Raw genomic sequence first — 20,753 nt, forward strand, 5'->3', positions numbered from 1 at the left:
ATCATGCGGATAATAAAAATGTTGGAGTCAGGGTTTGCTTTTTTTATGTCTGTCACGGTAACGGGCACCGCAAAGGCTTCCTGTTCATGGAAAATGAATACAAAAAAGCCCCATCAAAAGATGGGGCCAGAAAAAGATTTAGATATAATCAAAACGTGCAGTAAAGAAGCGAAGCTGCTTCGGCTCATAAATAAACTTCAGCCCGCGAATATCTTCTTTATGCTGGTAAAGTTTAATGATGCCGTCAGCTACCACATCCATATGCGCGTAAGTATAAACACGGCGCGGAATAGTCAGGCGTACTGTTTCCAGTTTCGGTCTGTGGTGTTCACCAGTCACATTATTACGGCCCGCAGAGATAATACCGCGTTCCATACTACGCACCCCGGTCTCTACATAGATGCTTGCGGCAAGGCTTTGTGCCGGGAATTCGTCCTGCGTCAGATGCTCACAGAAGCGACGCGCATCAAGGAATACCGCATGGCCGCCCACTGGTTCAACAATCGGTACACCGGCTGCTTTCAGTTTGTCACCCAGGTAGCGAACCTGCTTCACGCGATGCTCAATATACTCATACTGCATGGCTTCACGCAGGCCAATCGCCATCGCTTCCATGTCGCGTCCGGCCAGACCACCGTAGGATGGCATTCCTTCATAAACCACGACTAACTCTTTGGCAGAAGAGAACATTTCGTCATCGTTCATGCACAGGAAGCCGCCGATGTTCACCAGACAGTCTTTTTTACCACTCATGGTACAACCGTCGGCATAGCTGAACATCTCATGCACGATTTCTGCGATGCTCTTGTTCTCAAAGCCCTGCTCTTGCTCTTTGATAAAGTAGGCATTTTCTACACAGCGGGTTGCGTCGTAGAACACTTTAATGCCATGTGTCTGAGTCAGTTCACGCACCGCACGCATATTGGCCATTGAGACCGGCTGCCCGCCCGCGAGGTTAACCGTTACCGCCAGACAGATATAGGCAATATTCTCTGCGCCTTTTTCGTCAATCAGTTTTTGTAATTTTTTAAGATCGATATCACCTTTAAAAGCAATATTAAGACCGGCATCGTGCGCTTCGTCACGAACGATATCAACAAACACCGCTCCATTTTTTTCCTGGTGATAACGAGTGGTGGTGAAATACATATTACCGGCAACATACTGCCCCGGCTTAATTGCCAGTTGCGATAACAGGTTTTCCGCGCCGCGGCCCTGGTGAGTAGGAACAATATGTTTAAAGCCAAAAAGTTCCTGCACCGTTCTTTCCAGATGATAGAAGTTTTCGCTGCCCGCGTATGCTTCATCACCCATCATCATTCCGGCCCACTGCTTGTCGCTCATTGCGTTGGTGCCACTGTCAGTCAGCAGGTCAATATAAATATCTTTTGAATTTAACAGGAATGTATTGTAACCCGCTTCCTGCATTTTTTTAAGGCGCTCATCACGCGGGATCATAGATACAGTTTCAACGCTTTTAATACGGAAGGGTTCTGCCGGATAATTCATTTTGTTTCTCCAGTAACAGTGGTCATGTACGTATTAATGTGAAGTAAAGCATACCTGGCTCATCAACAGAATCTGATGAAATATAACTATTCGCCTCCTGATTCAGGGGGAGAAATAATGTGGAGGCACTATGCAAGATTTGATTGATTATGGAAATAGTCAGGTCAACATTAATCACTGGCAATAATTTAAAAAGCTGTAAATATGAGTGATGAAAATCACATATATTTTTTTTACCCATTCATATTCAACAAGTTTTTTTTTGCCTTTTGATTTGCAGTTTGCCATCAGATGTCGTCGAAGAGGGGAAATACTGAAAACTTAACTTTCCAGGCTGTTCTCATAATGTATTGGCGAATGAGTACACCCCGTTTTGTGAGAGTCGGATCACTTCACGGGATTATAATTGTGATTCACATCACTAAAAGTGTAAAGCAAAGTGTACAAAACACTGTAGTTTCATAGTTTGCTATTTACTTCAGTGATTTAGATCTCATTTTATACCTGATGCAGATAGGTGTTGTTTTCTGGAACGTGATTCTGCTTGGGCAGGCAAATGGAGATGGAGTTATCGGATGAACAATACCGTATATCCGCATATTTATTGGGATGGGAAGGGTTTTCTCTTATTCTTAATAACGAGTTAATGACTCTTATTAGATCTTATTTTCACCTGGATTTTATCCTTTTCACTGAAGTAATTTACAGGTGTTTTTATTAGGGCGATGCGAAGATGCGGATAATAGAAGGTTGCATCGTGTTGACCATCTGCGGACTCAAACCCGAAACGTCTGAATGCGCGCAGTGGAAAAGTTGTCGGTGCATAAAAAAAAGCAAGTGCGGGGTTTATAGGAGTGATTGCGGGGAAGCGTTAAAAGGGGATGAGCTGGTAAAAGCGCCAGCGGGCGCCTTTATTGAGCCTTTAGCACAGCATATTTTTCAGTTCTTCTGGGGTATACGGCGGCATGCGACGGTGCAGCATGGCATGACAGTTTGGACACACGGGGATCAGGTCATTGATGGGAACAAAGCGGTAGTTTTCTTTTATTGCCGATTAGGGTACCTGGTGATGAACATGGATAAACCCTTCAGCAATCTTGCCGTAGACCTTTGACATATCGATGCTACACACTTTGCACTGACAGCCGTGATGGCGAAGCGCCACCTGTCGGGCATTGCGGTCGCACTCATAGCGATTCACGGTCACCTGAGTCGCTGCCCCCTCTATATATTCAGTTTGCGCCTCGAGTTCTTCAGGGAAGATCGTGTCACTCACCGCCGCAGCACGATTTTTATCCTGAACAATATAAAAACCTTGCTCAGTCAATAATCTGACGCATTTCGAACTAATACCGCCGGAGAAATCCTGAGGGGTAAACGCTTTGCCCGTCAAAAGCGTCGCTGCAATTCCGGCAATGGCTTTTGATGGATAGCGACGCCCCTGAAATTCCAGCTCGTAATTTGAAACGGTGCGAAAAGCCCGCGTCATAGGTGTGAATGGCCTTGATAATGTACTCGCACGGCAGCGTGTCAGGGAGTTCATTCATGGGTCAGGTTCCTTTAACCAAAGGCTTTCTGAAATAACGGCAAGCGATAAAGTGACGTCGATAGTGTATCGGCCTCACTCCTCTTGATCAGGTGATATTTTGCGAGCATCATCGCAATTATTTACCTGATAATGAAATCAATGACTTCCAGTAAAACCCTGCAACAGGCAGTTGCCGACATCACCATCTGGCGTAAAGGCGAGCAGCGTGCGCCGCACAAGCCTCTGCTGCTGCTTCATGTGCTGGCGGGTTATCAGCAGGGCCACGGCCGCCTGTTTGACTTCGGTTCGGAAGTTCGCGACCCGTTGCATAGCCTACTGGAGCGATTTGGACCACAGCGCGCGCAGTACCGCCCGGATATGCCCTTCTGGCGCTTACAGGGAGATGGATTCTGGGAGCTACAAAATGCCGAGCAATGCTCAACATCCGGTAGCAACAAACAGCCCCCTGCCGGAGAATTGGTGGCACACAACGTTGCCGGAGGCTTTGATGAACAACATTTTTCCCTGCTGAAAAAGAGCAAAAACCTCATCAACACCCTGGCACAACAAATTCTTGAGGCACACTTCACCGAAAGCATTCAGGAAGAGATCGCGGATGAACTGGGATTTGATATCCTGCAAATCCGCAAACAGCGGGACCCGTTGTTCCGCCAGCAAGTTCTGCGCGCTTATAACTATGAATGCGCCATTTGTGGCTTCAATATGCGCCACGATAGCACTTCAGTTGCGCTTGAAGCCGCCCATATCAAATGGAAACAGCACGGCGGCCCGTGCGAGATTTCAAACGGCCTGGCGCTGTGCGCAATTCATCATAAAGCCTTTGATAAAGGTTCGATTGGGCTGGATGAAAGTATGCGGGTTCAGGTGTCACCCGCAGTGAATGGCAGCGGCATGGTGGGCAGACTGTTCTGGGATTTCGACGCTAAGCCGATAGCACTACCGATGGTGCGCGAAAACTACCCAAAAGAAGGTTTTTTGGAGTGGCACAGGAAGGAGGTGTTTCGGGGGTGAGTGCGAAGGCCGCACCGCGATTTAATCCATAACCAATTGAAATAAGTAACTTTATAAAAACAATGAATCACGATGTATACTCACATGTATACTCAACGAGATTCCCTGTGAATACAGCTAGCTAAAAACTACTCTTCATCTTCTTCCACAGGCTCCAGCGCGTCAAGTACGACTCGTACCATGGCAATAGAACCAATACGGATAAAAGCATCTTCTCCATCTTCGTCGGTTAACATATAACGATCTGTGGTTTCAGGCTCACAGTCCAGTTTGTCAAAGAACGCATTCAACTGACCGATATCATGCGCCTCTTCATTTTGCGGCACATCAGGCTCAACGCTCAGCGGAATCACAGGGCCACCGTTCACCAAGGTGATATGGACATTAAAATAATCGTCTTCGTAATCATCATCTTCTTTAGCAACGATTGGCGGTAGACTATCAGACAAGAACTGGTGAAATACCACTTCACGCATATTTAACGCATAACGATACTGGTCCGAGTCAAAGACAAAGAACCGCTCTACATTCGGGCTAGCTGTTTCCTGAAAATAATAATAAAACCTCCGCTTATCAGCAGCAGAAATGGGCAACAATAAATAATCCTGCAGCCCCTGTAGCCAAAGTTTTACGGTCCAGAGACCGCTATCCATTTCAATGCCACTTGTAGCTATTACCTCAAGATCTTCATCGGTTTTACGACGCTTCTTACGGAAGTCGTCTATCAACCGATCGCTTTCCGGGAACACGACGTTTAGAGGTTTATCCAGGGCATTGCATATTGCCTGAGCAAGGCCCAACTTTGCTGCAACCTTCCCGGTTTCGATGCGCTGGATTTGCTGCTGGCTGGTGCCGACCATAAACGCCAGTTCGCGCTGAGTGATCGACAATTGGGTACGAAGCTGTTTGATGTTGTTCTGTAACATGGCATCGCTCTTCTCATGAGGTTGATGGCTGACACTAAAACATAAAAACGCGTAAAAACACATATATGTGTTTTCAGATAGAAACTTGTCATAAGTGTGGAAGATTTAAAAAGCCCTCACCCAAAAGAGAAGACCTTTTACACTTACTTAGCAGCCAGCATCCCCGGATAATGCCTGGCAACAATGTCATTCATCTTCTCAACCAAATCAGGGCGTTTGAAAGTAATGTGCCCTGAGCCCTTCTGGAAGTAGCGTATCGACACGTACTCATCTTCGTATACGTTACTGTGTTGCTTGCTTATGTGATCATCTAATCTGATGCTAAGATCATGACGGTTTTCGGGAACAGGTTTACCATCGAGCAGATTCAGCATGCGATCCAGATCCGCCAACTGAGCCCGTCGTTTCCCGTGAAGTAATCTAAATCCCCAACGGCCATAATTCACCAGTCCATCGACGATAATCTTTTTGCCAAACCGGCACGGTGAGTTCGACTTGTAATCCCAGCTCAGGCTCTTAAATACGTTGATGATCCCACGCTCAAACACATCGTCTTTGCTGTGGTGCAGTTGCTTAAAGGTACTGATAATGTTCTCTTCGCTGATGGCGGGGATATCATCCTGCTCAAGATTACGATTCCATTCGTCGCGAGCGGCGGCATCCATCAGCGCAATCATGCCGGATTTCTTCATCAAATCGCGCCAGATGCTACGGTCGAGATTGCAGGTGATCACTTTCATGGCGGTGTGTTCTTTCTCAAGTAACCAGCAACCACGGCGAAATTCCTGACGCATTGCCCAGTCAATGGCTGTTTTACCCCCAATACTCTCGGTTAGCGCAGAGATATCAGCGAGCTGATGGATAATCGCTTTGATTTGTTCCAGTGCGGCATTGCGCCCGACAACGATACGTTCAATGCTGGTGGAGCTGATAAGCTCGGTATGGCCTGTCAGAACATCGGATTCAGTGTGGGTGTATTGTTCGGACATTTGCTTTCCTTTATATAAACGCAAAACGCCAGCCGGGTCAGGGCTGGCGTTTATGCTGTTTGATGAGAGGCTACGGTTTATTGACGTTGTGCAGGAGCTGAAGATGGCAGAGATCCCGGACATCGTTCCTTGCCTGCTGGATGCAGGGTAATAGCGTGGCGGAATCGGTTCTGTCTTCGTCGTTATCGAAAATTAGCGTGGATTCACAGTCGATATTGTCCTGCAGCCAGTCGATCAGAATATCCAGCGCCGCTTCGGTAGTGAGTGTCAACATGGGGTTGCCTGTGATAATGAAGAGAAGATTTACCAGTCAAAGATATCAAAGCCTGGTAGCAGTTCACCAAAGGCATCGAGGTTAATGATGCTCAATGGGTAGCGACGCATCAGAGTGATAATCAACCGGCGACCGGCTTTCGACAGTCCGCATCGTTTCAGTTGCAGAACCGGAAAAGCCCACGCATTCAGACGGATGAGATAGCCTGATCCGGTATAGCAAATCCACTCCGCATCCTCGTGAGCTTCCCGTTGTTGCGAGAGCCGATACAGTAGATCGTTGTCATCGCAGGTGATATGCGCCGTGCTGCACTGAATGCCATGGTAGCGGGCGCTGGCAGGAAGCGGATCTTCAATCAGCAGTTTTCCGGGCTCGTCTGCAATGCGAAGCGAATAGCCATTATCACAGACCACATCGATCAGATCGGCCAGTTCAATACCATCGATATCCACGGAGATCCGGCCCATGTTGAGGGCCAGGACGCTGACAGTATCAGCTTCCACTGTGAGGGAGAGTTTCATCGTGTCCCCCCGCTGTATTTGCCGGTGGTGATGTCGGTGACCACTTTGTAATCGTTGCGGGTCATCAGCCCGGTCGCTTTTCGTGCACGAAGGATATCGATGCTGCCAATAAGCGGTGACTGTGTTTCTGTGCTGAAACCGTGACGATCGATACGGACCAGTTCGTACTTTTCGACGATAAAATTGACGCCATCGCACAGTGAGATACCAGCCTCAATATGCTCCTGGATCACCCTGTCGTTGCCAAACGGGGTGTCGTTAAGTGTGAGCCCGTAATGTTGCTCCAGGAGGTACGTCAACAGGGTTTGCCAGATATCGACAGGAGATGGGCGTGACGCCGTCGCCCGTACAGGGTGTATAGATTGGGTTTGCATGATGTTCTCTTTCTGAGGTGAAACGAGGAAGGTGGTGCCGGATGCTGTTGCAGGTCTGGTGATTACGCTGCTGGCGGTTCCCCCGGATAAATCGCGAGGTAGATATAACCACAACTGCCCAGTGTGTCCGCTTCGCAGATGAGACCATTGTAATACAACGTGACGCAGTGCTGGTGGCGTGGGTTGAGCTCACCGGATACCAACATCAACTCAAGCTGTTTGAGCATCAGCGGAAAAACCTGATCCAGATGGCGCAAATCCGCCTCGCTGAATTGACCGGTGATGCTGGCGCGGTCAGCCAGGTAATGCAGGCAGTTGCCTTCCTGCACCAGTCGTGCGCCAAAACACGGTGTGATATCGCGATGCAGGCCCCAGCTCGGTGCATCCATATTGTCATTTTGGGTGGTGTTGATGTCTGGCATGGTTAAGCCTCACTAAAAAATGGATTAAGGAATGCTTAAAAATTATGAGGTCAGCCGAAGCGCTGGCCGGATCTGGTGAAGGTATATTCACCGGCGATGATGGACTGGTCTGTTACGACATCAGAAGTCTGCCATTCGTAATCGCTTTCCAGCCAACCGCATAGCCAGCGGGCCAGATCCCGAAGGGCTTCGGTGGCAGTCGCTTCACTGCCTTCGGACATCCCCAGCCCGGACAGGTTGTGGCGTTCGACCGCGATTGCCATGCAGGATTCATGGATATGCTGGCCGTGATGACGGATCGTGGCGCAAAGCTCGCCGCTGTTGTGCAACTGGATAGCCTGCAGTGAATCGGCTATCCGGTGAAGGTCAGTGTCTTCAGGAAAGTGTTCCCTGATCCGGCATACCGTCTGCGGCTGGTAAGCATAATCTCCCTCAAAAACAGCGCCGCTTCCCTGATGGCAAAAACCGCTGAACCAGATGCAGGGCTGCTGACGATTGCCGCCTGACAGGTGAGGAACTCGGTACAGCTTAATATCCACGCCCAGGATGTTGCAGATGTCGCGGAACTCGTCAAACACGTTCTGATACCCGTCATCATTCAGCGCATGTTCACGATACCAGCTACGGGCGTTCTCCCAGGCGGATTCAGATAGTTCATCCAGCGTATAAACTGTGGTGGAGATAATTCTGCTCATCTGTTTTCCTCAGTTCAGCGTAACACTGCGCAGGACGACATACGGACCGTGACGGTCATGACGGCGCTCCGCGAAGACCGCCAGCACACCGCTGACATCCTGTACCTCCCGCCCTGCGTAGTGGCAGATACTGCCGGACCATGCGTATTTGCCGGTACAGAAGCGAAACAACCGGGATTGCGGATGCTGACGATAAATCGCCATGGCCTGACGCTTGCTGATAATTTTCATCACAGGTCCCCTTACAGCCAGCCGCGTTCAGCTAGCGAGACGATCTCCATCCCGCCAACAACCAGGTGATCCAGAAGACGGATGTCCACCAAATCCAGCGCCTGCTTAAGACGTTCTGTGATCCGTCTGTCTGCCTCGCTGGGCTCTGCGTGCCCTGAAGGGTGGCTGTGTGCAACGAGCATGGCAGCAGCGTTATGTTTCAGTGCAGCCTTCACTACTTCCCGTGGATGGACCTGCGTATGGTTGATGGTGCCGGTGAAGAGGGTTTCATGCGCAATCAGCCGGTGCTGGTTATCCAAGAAGAGCGCAATAAATTCTTCACGCTCCTGCGTGGCAAGCTGCAGGCGTAACCAGTCCCGGACGGCGTGGCTGGAGGTAAATGACGCACCGGGTTCACGTAACTGACGCTCCAGCAGGGTTAGAGCCTCACGGATGGTGTGCTGTGCGGATGCCGGTAATTTGGCGGCAAACAGCGGTAACTGTGTTTCCATTGTGGGGTCCTCAGTCGATGATATGCATGATGGCGCTGCATTCTGCGTGGTTGAGCGCGTAGTCCCGCAGACGGTAATAGTGCTCCGTCATGGTGTCGCATTCGGTGCGCATGGCGTGGTGGCTGTAAGTCATCAGACAGACGGCTATTCCGGCGGCTTCGGCGCTGAGTTCACCACCGTTGCCGTTCATCGGATTGAACAGCGTCCATTTTTCATCGATATCCTCATTCGCTTCCGGGGCCATAAAAGCACCGCCGTTGCTCAGCGTGTAAAACTGCCAGATGCCGCCACTGTAGCTGGCGCAGAAGCGGTCCATCCAGGCGAAGGCTGTCGGTTCAAGGATTATCCACTGTGGTATGTTGCCGAAGTGCAGTGGCCAGAAGCCAACACGCTGTTCGTCCGGTACGAGCGTGGCGGCCAGTGCGGAGACTTCATCGGCAGATTTCTGGTGTAACAGGTTGTTATCGTTAAGGTTGATAATGTCGGTCATGTCAGTTGTTCCTTTTGTAGAGGTCATAAGCGCACTCCCGCTGAGCGGGAACGTGTAAGTCGTGTGATTTTTGGCGTAACAGGCGTGCCGTGTTACCGGCAGGTAAGTTCAGCAGGTGATGTGGTCAGGAGTTGCCGTGGGCAGGATTGTGCATAGCCATCGATATCGCACCGTGAGGGCCAGATACCATTCGCATCAGCCTGCTGACAAAGGCTAAGTTCACCAGGCCGGTAGCAGAGATGCCTGCACCAGGCGCAGAGGTCATCGTCGGATACAGAACGGCAGCCGGGCTGGTTTTGCAGAGAGACGGGCCAGACTGCTGATAAGCATTCGCAGGAACGTGCTGCATCAGCTCAGTGCCTGTTGTAATTCTTCGGCCATCACCCACAGCGCGCGGTTCAGCTTGATATCGCCGTCGATACCGTTAACCGCGCGTGTACGGCTGCGTTTACCCTGTGCGGAGCGGCCATTTAAGCCTCCCTTACTCAAATTTTCCTGAAGCGTATTGAAAGTCGTCCACAAATCACTTTTTTCGTCCTGCCAGCGACGTGGCGTCAGTACCTGGGATTCGGTGATGGGCTGATGCTCTTCGCCAAAACGGTAGGCCAGCGCTGCTTTCGCAAACGCCTGCTGAGCGGGTGGCGGCACCAGCAGTGACTGCATGGCCTCGCGTTTCTCCTCCACCCGGTCAAACACGCCGAGGACTTCGTAAGCGCCTTCAATCACTTTTTCAACGACATCACCGCGATGCGGTACGCGGATCTCGCCAAACGACTGACCGCAGACGAGCGAGTTTGTACAAACACTTCTGAAGATCCCTGGTAATAACTGAAAGCTGGATGCGCCATCGTGCGAATTAAGAATGATGATTTCCGGCACCTGCTGACCGTTTATCTGCCCGGCACGGCGCAGACGGAGCATGTGCTTCGTATGCTCACGCTTGCTCTGATCACGCACTTTAGTCTGACAGGCAAAGAAAGGCTCAAATCCTTCGCGATGAAGATTCTCCAGCAGAGTGATAGTCGGGATATAGCAGTAGCGCTCCGAGCGGGATTCGTGCTTGTCTTCGCCAAAAACGCTGGGAACATGCTGGTGTAATTCGTCGTGGGTTAGTGGACGATCACGGCGTATCTGGTTGGTTCGGCCAAAGCGGCTGGCTAATCGCATAATGAAAACTCCTTGTGGCTAACGGCATAAAAGCAAAAGACCATGCTCCGAAGAACATGGCCTGATGCAGGGGGTGGCGGTTGTGATAAAGAACGACGATGGACGCTGACTGTGGTTAGTTGTCGTCAGAGAGTGAAGGAACAGGGATACCATCACTGACGATATAGCGATTGAGCATCACCCCGGCATCCGGGGCAAAGTTCCAGTCGCGCCAGATAAGCATGTCGTCGGTATCGCGGATAACCAGACGAAAATGGATGCCCTGGTCATCTTCTATAGAAATATTGATGTATGCGGCGGCTATAGCTTCAGCCTGAGCGCGGGTGAACGTCCCTTGTGGCAACGAGGGAACCTGATGATTTCTCATGATTTCCGTTGCCCCGGATAAGGTGGCAGAAACGTGGTGCAGGCAATGCGGCCAATTGTGCGGGTGGTGGTGACATCCACCGCCCCGCTGACCACACCACCGGCCAGGGGCACCAGACGAATAAACTGACCGCCGGTGCGTATGCCTGTCCGGGTAGCCATCAGCACCAGGGTTTTCTCCACAATCCTCCGTGTGAAGGGCCGGGTCCAGTTCTCCATCGCCTGTAACGCCACTTCCTGCAACAGCGCTTTGGCAGCGTTACCACACAGACACAGCCCGGCAAGTGCCCGGATACGTTCATCAGCCAGATTGCGTTTACCAAGGCAGGCGATGGCTGCCACCAGTCGGGTCTGGAGAAACAGTACGCTGGTGATGTTCAGGGGCAGCGTGACGGGCATCGCCACCACCCCGCCCACTCCGGATAAAAAGCCGGTACTGCCCGCCTTAACGCTCTCCCAGCGGATCATCGCATGAGCGGCCTTTGTCACATCCCCCTCCGCATCCGTGAGATAGCGTTCTGCCAGGGTTTCAGCCGACTCGATCCCGGCAATCCCACTGACGGCTTTGTCATAGAGCCAGCCCATCATCGCCTGAATGCTGCGGGGGTTGTGTTCTTCTGCTGGCATCTCATCGTCATACTCAACGTCAATATCATCGTTATTTTCCATTCGTTCTCCTGCTTAAACAGTGGATAAAAGAAAGGCCAGGGACATTGCTGTAATGAGCCTGGCGGGGGGTTTGCTGTCAGAGGACATAAAAGCAACAGGCCACGCCCTCCTGAGAGGGTGTGGCCTGCTGGCAAGGGTTATCCCTGTGGTTAATGATTTTTACTGTCAGTTCAGGGTGAAGTGTTCACCCATTTTTTCGTTGTCAACGTGACTGTCCTGGGGAAGCTCGCGGGTATCGAGCGTCAGACGGGTTTTACATTCATGAGCCGAAATCAGATCCCCGTTTTTGTACACCCGGATGCCCTGAAACTCTTCATGTCCGGTGTCTTTATTCAGCAGAATGTAGTCGTATACCCCTTTGTTAAAGCGGATGTAACTGGCCGACCCCATTCCCAGCGGTGCGTGGTAGTGGAAGGCTTTCACACCGAACAGCCCTTCCGTTAACTCCAGCTCGGGTTTATCGTTCTTATCCGTGTAGGTGTAGCGATAATCCTTCCCTGCGGCGGCATAGACCCCCACATTTTTCCCGTTATCCAGGGTACAGAACGCATTCACCGGGAGATCCGCAGGCTGCTGAGCTGTCTGCTTCTCTGGTTCTGTTATTTTTGGGGTAGTTTTCGACACACGATTTTGTGCCGCGAGGCGGCGGGCTTCGTTTGCCGCTTCTGCATCCTTTTGCGCCAGGCTACCCGGGTCATAAAGATTTTTACTGGCTCCCTCACCATGGAACCCACCTTTTCCAGAGCCTTCAGCAACGCCCGCTTTTGGATTGTAACTGGCAGCTATTTCCGGGTCAGCCTCGCGTGAAAATGCCTGCTTTGACTGTTTATGCCATTGGCCGTTTTCATCCTGTTTGTAACCCATCTTTGCCATGCCCTGTTTGTATTCTGACTGAGGATCGAATCCAGCCACCTTCTGATTAATCACCGAGCTACACGCGCTGGCAAAATCAGCGGTATTGACAGTAAAAGAGGTCCCAAAGGTATTGAAGGTCACCTGTTTACTGTCAGTCATGGTATTGATAACTGAACGAATATCTTTCGTGGTGGGCGTGAACTGGATGGTGTGGTACTGCGTCTGAGCGTTACACATCGCACTGGATGGATAACTGGTACCCCCGACGCCAAAGTTGCTGCCTGTCAAATCAAATGAGCCACGACCATTACACTGGGCCTGCATTTCAATCAAGCCGATATTATCGGGCTTCACCCGGACAATGATTCCACCGTCATCACTGTACGTCTGGCAATAGCTACCGTTAACAGTCCATGCGGCAGAGGCATTAAACGCTGCCATGCAGAGCACAACAGCCAGCATGGTTTTCTGATGTGGACGGTATTTTTTCATTCAATTTTCTCCTTTTTTATGACTGAACGAGAAACGGGCTTGTTTCTCTGAATGGTTTTACTTCCTGAAACTGCTCATCACCTCGCTAACCAGCGGGAAACCTTCATCCTGTCCTCTTCGTTGTCGATCCCCTTTCCGGGCCGTGGAATTGACCCGCCAAAAACCCACGCCCAAGTGCGTGTAATCGACAACATCATGATCGTTTTTATCGATCGATTTAATAGAATTGATCTGTATAATCAATTAATTTTTTTGTAAAGACAACACATGAACGATGGTGAAATATTTTTAATGGTCTGTTTTATAAGAATTTACCTAACCAGGACTGAAAGTGGCAGGCTCAAAGGGATACAGGTGTCGGAATGAAAAGATGTGCAAGATGTAACAAGAGAAGGGGCGTCATCAGCCGCCTGTTTGGGCTTGATAAGGAATACTGCGACGAGTGCTTGTTTGATACTGAGCAGGAAATCAGGGAAAAACGCATTCTCCCCGTCAGGCGTCAGAAAGATGACAGTGAAGGGAAAGCGTAGCCCGATATGCAGCCTAAAATTGATGTCAGTGTCATTATCCCGGTCTTCAATGCGCAGGCCAGCATCGGCCATCTGGTGCATGTACTCCTCAGTGAACAAACACTCAGCATTGAGGTGATTGTCGTTGATGACGGCTCTACCGACGAAACGTCGACCATACTTAACGCCATCACCGATGAGCGGCTGATTCTTGTTCATCAGGAAAATCAGGGGGTATATGCTGCACGTAACACCGCGCTGGCGGTTCACGGCGGTGAGTGGGTGGTCTTTCTGGATGCGGATGACCGGATTGAAGAGGGGTTTCTCCGGGAGCGTCTGAAGAGCGCACGGGAGAACCAGGCCGATGTTGCCCTTTTCAATGGCTGGCACACAGACAGCAGTTGCCTGCAGCGGCGACCTGTTCATCGCAAACAGCCCTGCGGTCACGCGCTCAACGGGCATGCCTGGATACAACATTGCGTGGCGCAGAAAGAGTGGCCGCACTACCTGTGGCTGCAGATGGTACGCTCGTCTTACATCAGGAAGAATAATCTGCGCTTTCAGGAAGGAAAAAGCCACAAGGACATTCTCTGGACGATTAACCTGGCCGCTGCAAACGGTCTGTTTTATTTCGCTGACAGGAAAGACTATTGCTACATCACGAATCCGGCATCCATTACTCACCGACAGGACTATTACGATATCCGGGCGCACAGCTACATTGACGTTATTAGCGGCATTCTCGCGCTCTCATCTCTACCACAGCACCACGAAATCAGAACCCCTCTGAGAAGGCATGCGCTGGTTGAGTGCCGCCATTTTCTCGGACTGTACCGGCGTAAGATTGCCAACCGGCAGGCAGCCAGGATGCGGTTCAGGCAGCGAATCGCGTTGCATCAGTTGATTGCCGGGGTCAACAGCCTGAGCGATGTCTTTTTTCTGCTGAAATTCATGAGAAAGATTTATCTGTAGCCAGAGAGATGACGCAGCGGTGAATCTCGCGAGATAGCTGCTGCTGGGAACTGCCGCATAAAACTAAAAAACCCGGAACGCTACATCAGTAACGAACCGGGTAAGTCGCGCAGAAAATGGCTTATAGACTGTTGGATGAAAGATTCCTTGCTTCTTCAGATAAGTAATATAGCCGCAAAAATATCTGGAATATCCTTTATTCAAAAGTAAGATCTTCCCCCAAAAGAAGCCATAAATCGACAGGTGCCTTCTTCTGTGATGGTACATAGAAAAAGGTGGTGGCAGAACTCTTGATGCCTGTACAATAGCGATAACACACAACTTCATCGTCGGCATCACCAGGCGCAATTATCTCCTGTGAGTAAAAACCATTGTAGAACGCCACCACGGCTTCCCTGTCGTCTACCTCAACGCTGAAGTAGCGACGAAGATACTTACTCAGTAAGCGATACATCAGGTCGATACACTGCTTGTGTGGCTCACGTAACAACGAGGTGGCGTCGAAGCATTTATTAAAAACACGGCATAAAAGCGCCATGACGCGATCGGGATCGCCAGATAACACCGCATGAAAACCAACGATTGCCAGTAACTCCAGATACAAGGGATATTCGGGGAACAGCTGCCGGATCTCCCCCAGGCATTCTGAGATTTTGTTATGCCCAAGACGCCACAACTCCCCATGAAGTAAAGTGAACAAGGGAAGCTGTTGCTCAATACCCCCAAACTCAATCTCTCTGGGAACATTGCCATAAAAACGTTTAGCAGGTGTAATTTCTCTTAATGCCGCATTCACCTCCTCTGAACCAAATCGCGCAGTTAAACTGTCATACAGACTGCCGTTAAAAGGGATCAACTCCCCCGTTGACTGAATCCCCCCGAACCCCTGTCCCTGATACGGGATAGCATCATTATTCCTGCGATTAATAAATGAAGGCGCTATAATCAGATTTTCAGCCGTATTTGCTCCGCCCTTTGCGTTCGGATATAAATGGCTGATATCCAGACAAAACAGTGGAACAAGCGTTGTTTTTCCATCACATCCCTTCTGTGGAGAGGTATAACTTCGTTGGTGTCGAGACTTGCGTATATACAGATGATAATAATTAACGATATCTCCCATATTCGAAACTGATCCTAACAAATAAAGATTCCGTTTGATTGCATTTTCCATATGTGTCCAGTACGATGAACTCAGAACACTTTCAGCGTTGAAGTTATCGAATTTCCTGGAATCACGTTGTCGACAGACTGCACTGCAATATATTCTATTCCTTGTTCCTGATAACGTATTCTGACAAAGTGAATATCCGCATCGGGTATTTTCTCTCCGTTCACGTCTGTTGACCCCGGATAAAAAGATCTGATAATGGTTATCACATAATCGTTCCTGTCGTGCTAGCCAGAATCTGGAAACAAGGTTATCGCAATCTCTCCTGCATTTAGTCATGATGTGTATGTACTTTAATTCATTGAATGTTATCACTAATGATTGCTATAGCTGGTAAAGAATAGTGATGTGATATTTAGTTAGTATATATTACGTATAATTACCTTATTGCGTTACGAACACCTGGTACGTGAATACAGTCATACAGCACTATTTTCCACTACCAAATCGAAAGTGACGATCTGCTTCATGGGGTGTTCCGGGCATCATGCACTCCAGACATCATGAGCGAATTTTGAACAAACACCCGTCACCATCACGCTCTGAAAAGCTGATATATCTGCTAAATTAGCAATACTAGCAACTGTTTTAAGACGAGCAAGTGCATATCTGGTCATTTATTCATCAACCTCAGCATGATCGCTGCGATGATTGCCTTCATTTCAAATGAAACAACACTGGCATTCGAAAGTAATAAATACTGTTTTGTTTGACAATTGCCTGTATGGTCGTAAATATCTTACAAATCAACATGCCAGAAACCTTCATCCTTCAGGTTTTGCATTTGTACGATGCTGTAGTTGTGGGGAAAACCGCCTGTACATATAGAGCCGTTTGAATAATAACCTGCAATATGTAACATGCTGGAACCGTTGTATCGTATAATGCAACACAATCTCTGATTGATAAGTTGATTTAACGCAGGCGTTAATTTATCTATGTGCCTGAGACGACCCGGACCAGACTGAAGCAATTCACATTTAGGAAATGGTATACCTTGACTTTTGTTCAGTCTTTTAACAATAAAGCTCCAGAGGCTTCGAACTTCGCATTCAAACTGGTATCGCTCTGACAGTGGATAAAATAAGTCGCTCGCCTGCTGCAAATACCAATCCACTATTGTCATGGCATTTCTTATCTGACGAGCATCGATAATCTTAGTATAAATAAGGTCAGCGGCCGAACTGCCTCCTGTAGGTTTAGTTAAATAAAAAGTCATTATTGTAGCCAGTCGCAGTGCCTGCTCTATAGCTTTTGACGCAAAATCCCGGATATGTGAATACTTCCCGCCTGGTAAAATAGCCTGCTCAATTTCTCTCTGTTTTTCCTGAAGAAACATTTTTGCATCATCTGACAGTCTCAGTTGATCTTTCGGTATACTGTCATCATAAAACCGGGCTTCAAGAAGGCTTAACAGCCCCTGAATGTGGTCATAAAACGGAGCTAATACTGCATTCAGCCCTTCTTCATCAATACGGCTATTACGTTGCCCTATTGAGCTTTTTACCTTCATAACAAGGAATCGGGCAAGTAAACCACTGCTTTTAGCCATCTCTCCATGTTTTTCTAAATAATTACTAAATACGCCAGGCTGAATCATTAGTGAAAGCATCAGACATAATGGGAGTTCGTAGTTCTCACCATCTGTTCTGTCAAATGAATATTTCCCTCCATCCCAGCCTTTATTCAACAGTCCGAGATGATTTTTCAACCCGCTTCTGAAAAAAGAGATCGCTTCATCCATAATGATGCCAGCTTCAGCATGTAGGCTTAAGCCCTGGATAAGAGCTTTAAATGTCACATCCTGATAGCTGAATTTTGGCTCAACAGGACGTTTTGGTTCACCTTTATAATGTTCATCCAGCTGAACCTGAGCATCCTCGACACCCTTTCCATTTTTTATAGCCTGACGTTGATTGGCATCGAATCCCTGTAAGCTAGTTTTCCAGATACGATGTTGTCTTTTATAGATGGTAAGCCGATCTCTGTATTCAAGCTGCATTTTCTCAATCTGGCTGTAAAAGGGCCTCATTAACAGTCGTGACAGAAACGTCTTACCTTCACCAGACTCGGCAAGCGTAAGTAGGTATAAAGAGCATGGGCCAGGTATACCCGAGTAAGGTGATACAACACCAACAAGGTACTGGCAGATAATTGAAAGCATGGTAAAAATAATGTTTATCGTAAGTTCCATTGACATTCCTGTAAACATATTCACACGCTCAACTGTATCTTTTAGTTGCTCAGGTAAACAGTGCAAAGGGAAGGTTGTCCTGTGTTCTTTTTCTGTTTTTTTATTTAAAGACATCAATGCATTTCCTGTTTGTTGGTTATTTTATTATGTTTTCTATTTTCGTTATTTTCGCTATTGCTGCTTGGGTATTATCTGGCAGCAGCACGCTCATTTAACCATGCTTCATAATCACTTCTCCGCCAGCGACTGGATCGACCTATTTTCAGGGGGCGAGGGAATAATCCTCGATTAATGAGGGAATAATAATGCTTGTCGCTAAGACCACTGTGAGCGGTGATGTCTTTCATACTGAGCAGAATGTCATCACCCATTGCAAAGCGGGTACGTTTTTCAACATCTGGTGAAAGTCGTTGCCCGGTCTGTTCGTTGTTATGCCAGTTTGCGTAAACCGGATATTCTGTTTGTGGCGGGTTTGTCATTGTGGGTTCCTCTTGATTGATTACCGGAGCTCGCTGCTCCCTACGAAAGAGAAATCTACAGACTGTCTGAATGCACCACGACACCATCAGCAAAAAAATTATTTAAATTTTACTTGATGTCTTGACTTTTTCTATTTGTCACTTTTAAAGTGCAGGGGCAAAGTGTTACGTTTCAATTTTTTCAAGCCTGTCTTAATGTGATCAATCACATAGAAACGTATGATGATTTCAACAGAATACTGGTTAGGCTGGTAAGTTTAACTATGACAATGAGGAGGGTATTTGGTGGGAAGAGCAAGGAAGGCAAAACTTTTTGTGGATGAGCATGGCGATACACCGGGGAATCATTACTGGCATCGGTTTATGTCACTGTACTATGTAGAACATCCATCAACATTGGGTAAGTATGCTTACAGTAGATTCAGTTCCCTTGAACCGCTTGAGCAGGTGTATATAGGCGAATTAAAAAATGCTTTTGAGATATGGTTTGATGTGCTTCATGCCAACCCCCCCTCAGAACCTACAGCCTTTCAGAAGAGGTTCCTTGATGAACCTATGTCAAGTTTGATGATAATAGATGAAACGCTGGTGTACGATATCTTCTTCCGTTTTATCTATGAAATGGATATCAAGCGGGAAGATGTCTCAGAACGTCTGGATGCACTTCTTGTCGATGATAAAATACCGTATCCCTATCTTTTTGAAGTTTCATGCTATTTTTACATCATTGCTACACGAATTTTTGCCGACGAAAATTTTGATAATAAAGAGATTCAGTTTTTTAGAGCAATGTTTGAGGCTATCAATAGCTTAAAAGAGTTCACAAGCAAGCATGATGCGTACCTGCAAGAGAAAAACAAGGAACTGCATAAAAAAATATCAGGTAAAGGAGGTGAGAACAAATGGTCAAAGATCCGTGCAGAAGTCATCCGATTACTGAGAGAAGAAATTAGCTCAGGCCAATATTTAGGACGGTTTAACAGTAATGCTGATTTGACTGAATACTTACTTCCTATGGTAGAAAAGTATATTCGTATTTGCGATATAAAATCGCCCGATGATTTGTTTTATACGCTCGAAAGCTGGTCAACAAGCCCTAAATCAGATATCTCGGCACTGTATGGGCTGTTGGTCATCTAATCAGCCAACATAAGGCACTGTAATAAACGATTCAACAATACATTAAGATATGGAAGACTGGGGAAGGTGCGAATAAGCAGGTCATGTCTTCCCAAGCTGACTCGTTGATTAAAATTTCGCGGATCTGGGCCGATTTTTTTCCCGCAAACACATCGAATCAGCCTATTTAGGCTATTTTTTCCACCATTTCTGGCGTTATTTCCGGTTTTTACTGAGATCTCTCCCACTGACGTATCATTTGGTCCACCCGAAACAGGTTGGCCAGGGTGAATAACATCGCCAGTTGGTTATCGTTTTTCAGCAGCCCCTTGTATCTGGCTTTCACGAAGCCGAACTGCCGCTTGATGATGCGAAACGGGTGCTCCACCCTGGCACGGATGCTGGCTTTCATGTATTCGATGTTGATGGCCGTTTTGTTCTTGCGCGGATGCTGCTTCAAGGTTTTTACCTTGCCGGGACGCTCGGCGATCAGCCAGTCCACATCCACCTCGGCCAGCTCCTCGCGCTGTGGCGCTCCTTGGTAGCCGGCATCGGCTGAGACAAATTGCTCCTCTCCATGAAGCAGATTACCCAGCTGATTGAGGTCATGCTCGTTGGCCGCGGTGGTGACCAGGCTGTGGGTCAGGCCACTCTTGGCATCGACACCAATGTGGGCCTTCATGCCAAAGTGCCACTGATTGCCTTTCTTGGTCTGATGCATCTCCGGATCGCGTTGCTGCTCTTTGTTCTTGGTAGAGCTGGGTGCCTCAATGATGGTGGCATCCACCAAAGTGCCTTGGGTCATCATGACGCCTGCTTCGGCCAGCCAGCGATTGATGGTCTTGAACAATTGACGGGCCAGTTGATGCTGCTCGAGCAGGTGGCGGAAATTCATGATGGTGGTGCGATCCGGCAGGGCGCTATCCAGGGATAATCGGGCAAACAGGCGCATGGAGGCGATTTCGTACAGGGCATCTTCCATGGCACCGTCGCTCAGGTTGTACCAATGCTGCATGCAGTGAATACGCAGCATGGTCTCCAGCGGATAGGGCCGTCGGCCATTGCCCGCCTTGGGATAAAACGGCTCGATGACAGCGGTCATATTCTGCCATGGCAGAATCTGCTCCATGCGGGAGAGGAAAATCTCTTTTCGGGTCTGACGGCGCTTAGTGCTGAATTCACTATCGGCGAAGGTGAGTTGATGGCTCATGATGTCCCTCTGGGATGCGCTCCGGATGAATATGATGATCTCATATCAGGAACTTGTTCGCACCTTCC

The 20,753-nt window shown here is 48.5% G+C and carries 23 protein-coding genes and 1 pseudogene; 3 read left to right on the top strand and 21 right to left on the bottom strand.

Features of this window, described 5'->3' with window-relative positions; genetic code table 11:
• Positions 1 to 138 precede the first annotated feature (138 nt).
• A complete protein-coding gene (locus OGY01_RS19395) occupies positions 139 to 1,509 on the bottom strand; it encodes a tyrosine phenol-lyase (RefSeq protein WP_045439318.1) in 1,371 nt (456 codons plus the stop codon).
• A gap of 922 nt (positions 1,510 to 2,431) precedes the next feature.
• Positions 2,432 to 3,056, bottom strand: a pseudogene (locus tag OGY01_RS19400) (HNH endonuclease).
• Positions 3,057 to 3,196: 140 nt separating this feature from the next.
• Here OGY01_RS19400 and OGY01_RS19405 point away from each other — a divergent pair.
• Positions 3,197 to 4,069 (top strand): phosphorothioated DNA-binding restriction endonuclease, encoded by an 873-nt coding sequence (locus OGY01_RS19405; protein WP_284096645.1) that lies wholly within the window; start codon positions 3,197 to 3,199, stop codon positions 4,067 to 4,069.
• Between the two features lie 128 nt (positions 4,070 to 4,197).
• On the opposite strand, the gene OGY01_RS19410 is transcribed toward OGY01_RS19405, so the two are convergent.
• From OGY01_RS19410 to OGY01_RS19480, 15 genes are all read right to left on the bottom strand, one after another.
• Entirely contained in the window at positions 4,198 to 4,995 is a 798-nt protein-coding gene (locus OGY01_RS19410; RefSeq protein WP_047359029.1) for a helix-turn-helix transcriptional regulator, read from the bottom strand.
• Between the two features lie 143 nt (positions 4,996 to 5,138).
• Positions 5,139 to 5,984, bottom strand: coding sequence for a DUF4942 domain-containing protein (locus tag OGY01_RS19415; protein ID WP_045405106.1), 846 nt, complete (start codon positions 5,982 to 5,984; stop codon positions 5,139 to 5,141).
• A gap of 70 nt (positions 5,985 to 6,054) precedes the next feature.
• The gene (locus tag OGY01_RS19420) at positions 6,055 to 6,258 is read right to left on the bottom strand and encodes a DUF957 domain-containing protein (RefSeq protein ID WP_023312607.1); all 204 of its coding nucleotides are present in this window, start codon (positions 6,256 to 6,258) and stop codon (positions 6,055 to 6,057) included.
• Between the two features lie 29 nt (positions 6,259 to 6,287).
• Positions 6,288 to 6,779: a DUF5983 family protein gene (locus OGY01_RS19425; RefSeq protein ID WP_045405103.1), complete on the bottom strand. Its 492-nt coding sequence runs from the start codon at positions 6,777 to 6,779 to the stop codon at positions 6,288 to 6,290.
• On the bottom strand, positions 6,776 to 7,153 hold the full coding sequence (locus OGY01_RS19430; RefSeq protein ID WP_045405101.1) for a TA system toxin CbtA family protein: 378 nt from the start codon (positions 7,151 to 7,153) through the stop codon (positions 6,776 to 6,778). Before OGY01_RS19430 ends, OGY01_RS19425 begins: the two co-directional genes overlap by 4 nt.
• Positions 7,154 to 7,215: 62 nt before the next feature.
• On the bottom strand, positions 7,216 to 7,575 hold the full coding sequence (locus tag OGY01_RS19435; protein ID WP_045405099.1) for a type IV toxin-antitoxin system YeeU family antitoxin: 360 nt from the start codon (positions 7,573 to 7,575) through the stop codon (positions 7,216 to 7,218).
• Positions 7,576 to 7,625: 50 nt separating this feature from the next.
• Entirely contained in the window at positions 7,626 to 8,270 is a 645-nt protein-coding gene (locus OGY01_RS19440) for a DUF8835 domain-containing pootine (protein WP_045405098.1), read from the bottom strand.
• Between the two features lie 9 nt (positions 8,271 to 8,279).
• A complete protein-coding gene (locus tag OGY01_RS19445) occupies positions 8,280 to 8,501 on the bottom strand; it encodes a DUF987 domain-containing protein (protein WP_045405097.1) in 222 nt (73 codons plus the stop codon).
• An 11-nt stretch (positions 8,502 to 8,512) separates the two neighbouring features.
• Positions 8,513 to 8,992: a RadC family protein gene (gene radC, locus OGY01_RS19450; RefSeq protein ID WP_045405095.1), complete on the bottom strand. Its 480-nt coding sequence runs from the start codon at positions 8,990 to 8,992 to the stop codon at positions 8,513 to 8,515.
• A 10-nt stretch (positions 8,993 to 9,002) separates the two neighbouring features.
• Positions 9,003 to 9,482 carry an antirestriction protein gene (locus OGY01_RS19455; RefSeq protein WP_080461205.1) on the bottom strand — a complete coding sequence of 160 codons (480 nt, stop codon included), beginning with the start codon at positions 9,480 to 9,482 and terminating at the stop codon, positions 9,003 to 9,005.
• 124 nt (positions 9,483 to 9,606) lie between these two features.
• The gene (locus tag OGY01_RS19460) at positions 9,607 to 9,831 is read right to left on the bottom strand and encodes a hypothetical protein (RefSeq protein WP_045405093.1); all 225 of its coding nucleotides are present in this window, start codon (positions 9,829 to 9,831) and stop codon (positions 9,607 to 9,609) included.
• A complete protein-coding gene (locus OGY01_RS19465) occupies positions 9,831 to 10,649 on the bottom strand; it encodes a DUF932 domain-containing protein (protein WP_045405091.1) in 819 nt (272 codons plus the stop codon). The genes OGY01_RS19460 and OGY01_RS19465 overlap by 1 nt, the downstream gene beginning before the upstream one ends.
• 115 nt (positions 10,650 to 10,764) lie before the next feature.
• Positions 10,765 to 11,016 carry a DUF905 family protein gene (locus OGY01_RS19470; protein WP_023312599.1) on the bottom strand — a complete coding sequence of 84 codons (252 nt, stop codon included), beginning with the start codon at positions 11,014 to 11,016 and terminating at the stop codon, positions 10,765 to 10,767.
• Complete coding sequence (locus tag OGY01_RS19475) at positions 11,013 to 11,684, bottom strand: EcsC family protein (RefSeq protein WP_045405089.1); 672 nt, start codon at positions 11,682 to 11,684, stop codon at positions 11,013 to 11,015. Before OGY01_RS19475 ends, OGY01_RS19470 begins: the two co-directional genes overlap by 4 nt.
• Before the next feature lie 165 nt (positions 11,685 to 11,849).
• Positions 11,850 to 13,031, bottom strand: coding sequence for a hypothetical protein (locus tag OGY01_RS19480; protein WP_052671753.1), 1,182 nt, complete (start codon positions 13,029 to 13,031; stop codon positions 11,850 to 11,852).
• Between the two features lie 536 nt (positions 13,032 to 13,567).
• On the opposite strand from OGY01_RS19480, the gene OGY01_RS19485 reads away from it, so the two are divergent.
• Positions 13,568 to 14,512, top strand: coding sequence for a glycosyltransferase (locus tag OGY01_RS19485; protein ID WP_047359030.1), 945 nt, complete (start codon positions 13,568 to 13,570; stop codon positions 14,510 to 14,512).
• Positions 14,513 to 14,708: 196 nt separating this feature from the next.
• On the opposite strand, the gene OGY01_RS19490 is transcribed toward OGY01_RS19485, so the two are convergent.
• The 3 genes from OGY01_RS19490 to OGY01_RS23710 form a co-directional block, all read right to left on the bottom strand.
• Positions 14,709 to 15,686: a hypothetical protein gene (locus OGY01_RS19490; protein WP_047359031.1), complete on the bottom strand. Its 978-nt coding sequence runs from the start codon at positions 15,684 to 15,686 to the stop codon at positions 14,709 to 14,711.
• Positions 15,687 to 16,422: 736 nt separating this feature from the next.
• Complete coding sequence (locus OGY01_RS19495) at positions 16,423 to 17,991, bottom strand: YfjI family protein (protein ID WP_052951288.1); 1,569 nt, start codon at positions 17,989 to 17,991, stop codon at positions 16,423 to 16,425.
• 74 nt (positions 17,992 to 18,065) lie between these two features.
• Positions 18,066 to 18,356 carry a helix-turn-helix transcriptional regulator gene (locus OGY01_RS23710; RefSeq protein ID WP_308412129.1) on the bottom strand — a complete coding sequence of 97 codons (291 nt, stop codon included), beginning with the start codon at positions 18,354 to 18,356 and terminating at the stop codon, positions 18,066 to 18,068.
• A gap of 285 nt (positions 18,357 to 18,641) precedes the next feature.
• Here OGY01_RS23710 and OGY01_RS19505 point away from each other — a divergent pair, with 285 nt between their 5' ends.
• Entirely contained in the window at positions 18,642 to 19,496 is an 855-nt protein-coding gene (locus OGY01_RS19505; protein WP_047359033.1) for a hypothetical protein, read from the top strand.
• Between the two features lie 208 nt (positions 19,497 to 19,704).
• Here OGY01_RS19505 and OGY01_RS19510 read toward each other — a convergent pair whose 3' ends face one another.
• Positions 19,705 to 20,685: an IS5-like element ISKpn26 family transposase gene (locus OGY01_RS19510; protein WP_000019445.1), complete on the bottom strand. Its 981-nt coding sequence runs from the start codon at positions 20,683 to 20,685 to the stop codon at positions 19,705 to 19,707.
• Between the last annotated feature and the right edge of the window lie 68 nt (positions 20,686 to 20,753).

The sequence above is a fragment of the Citrobacter sp. Cm038 genome, from assembly GCF_030333105.1.
Classification (GTDB): domain Bacteria; phylum Pseudomonadota; class Gammaproteobacteria; order Enterobacterales; family Enterobacteriaceae; genus Citrobacter; species Citrobacter murliniae.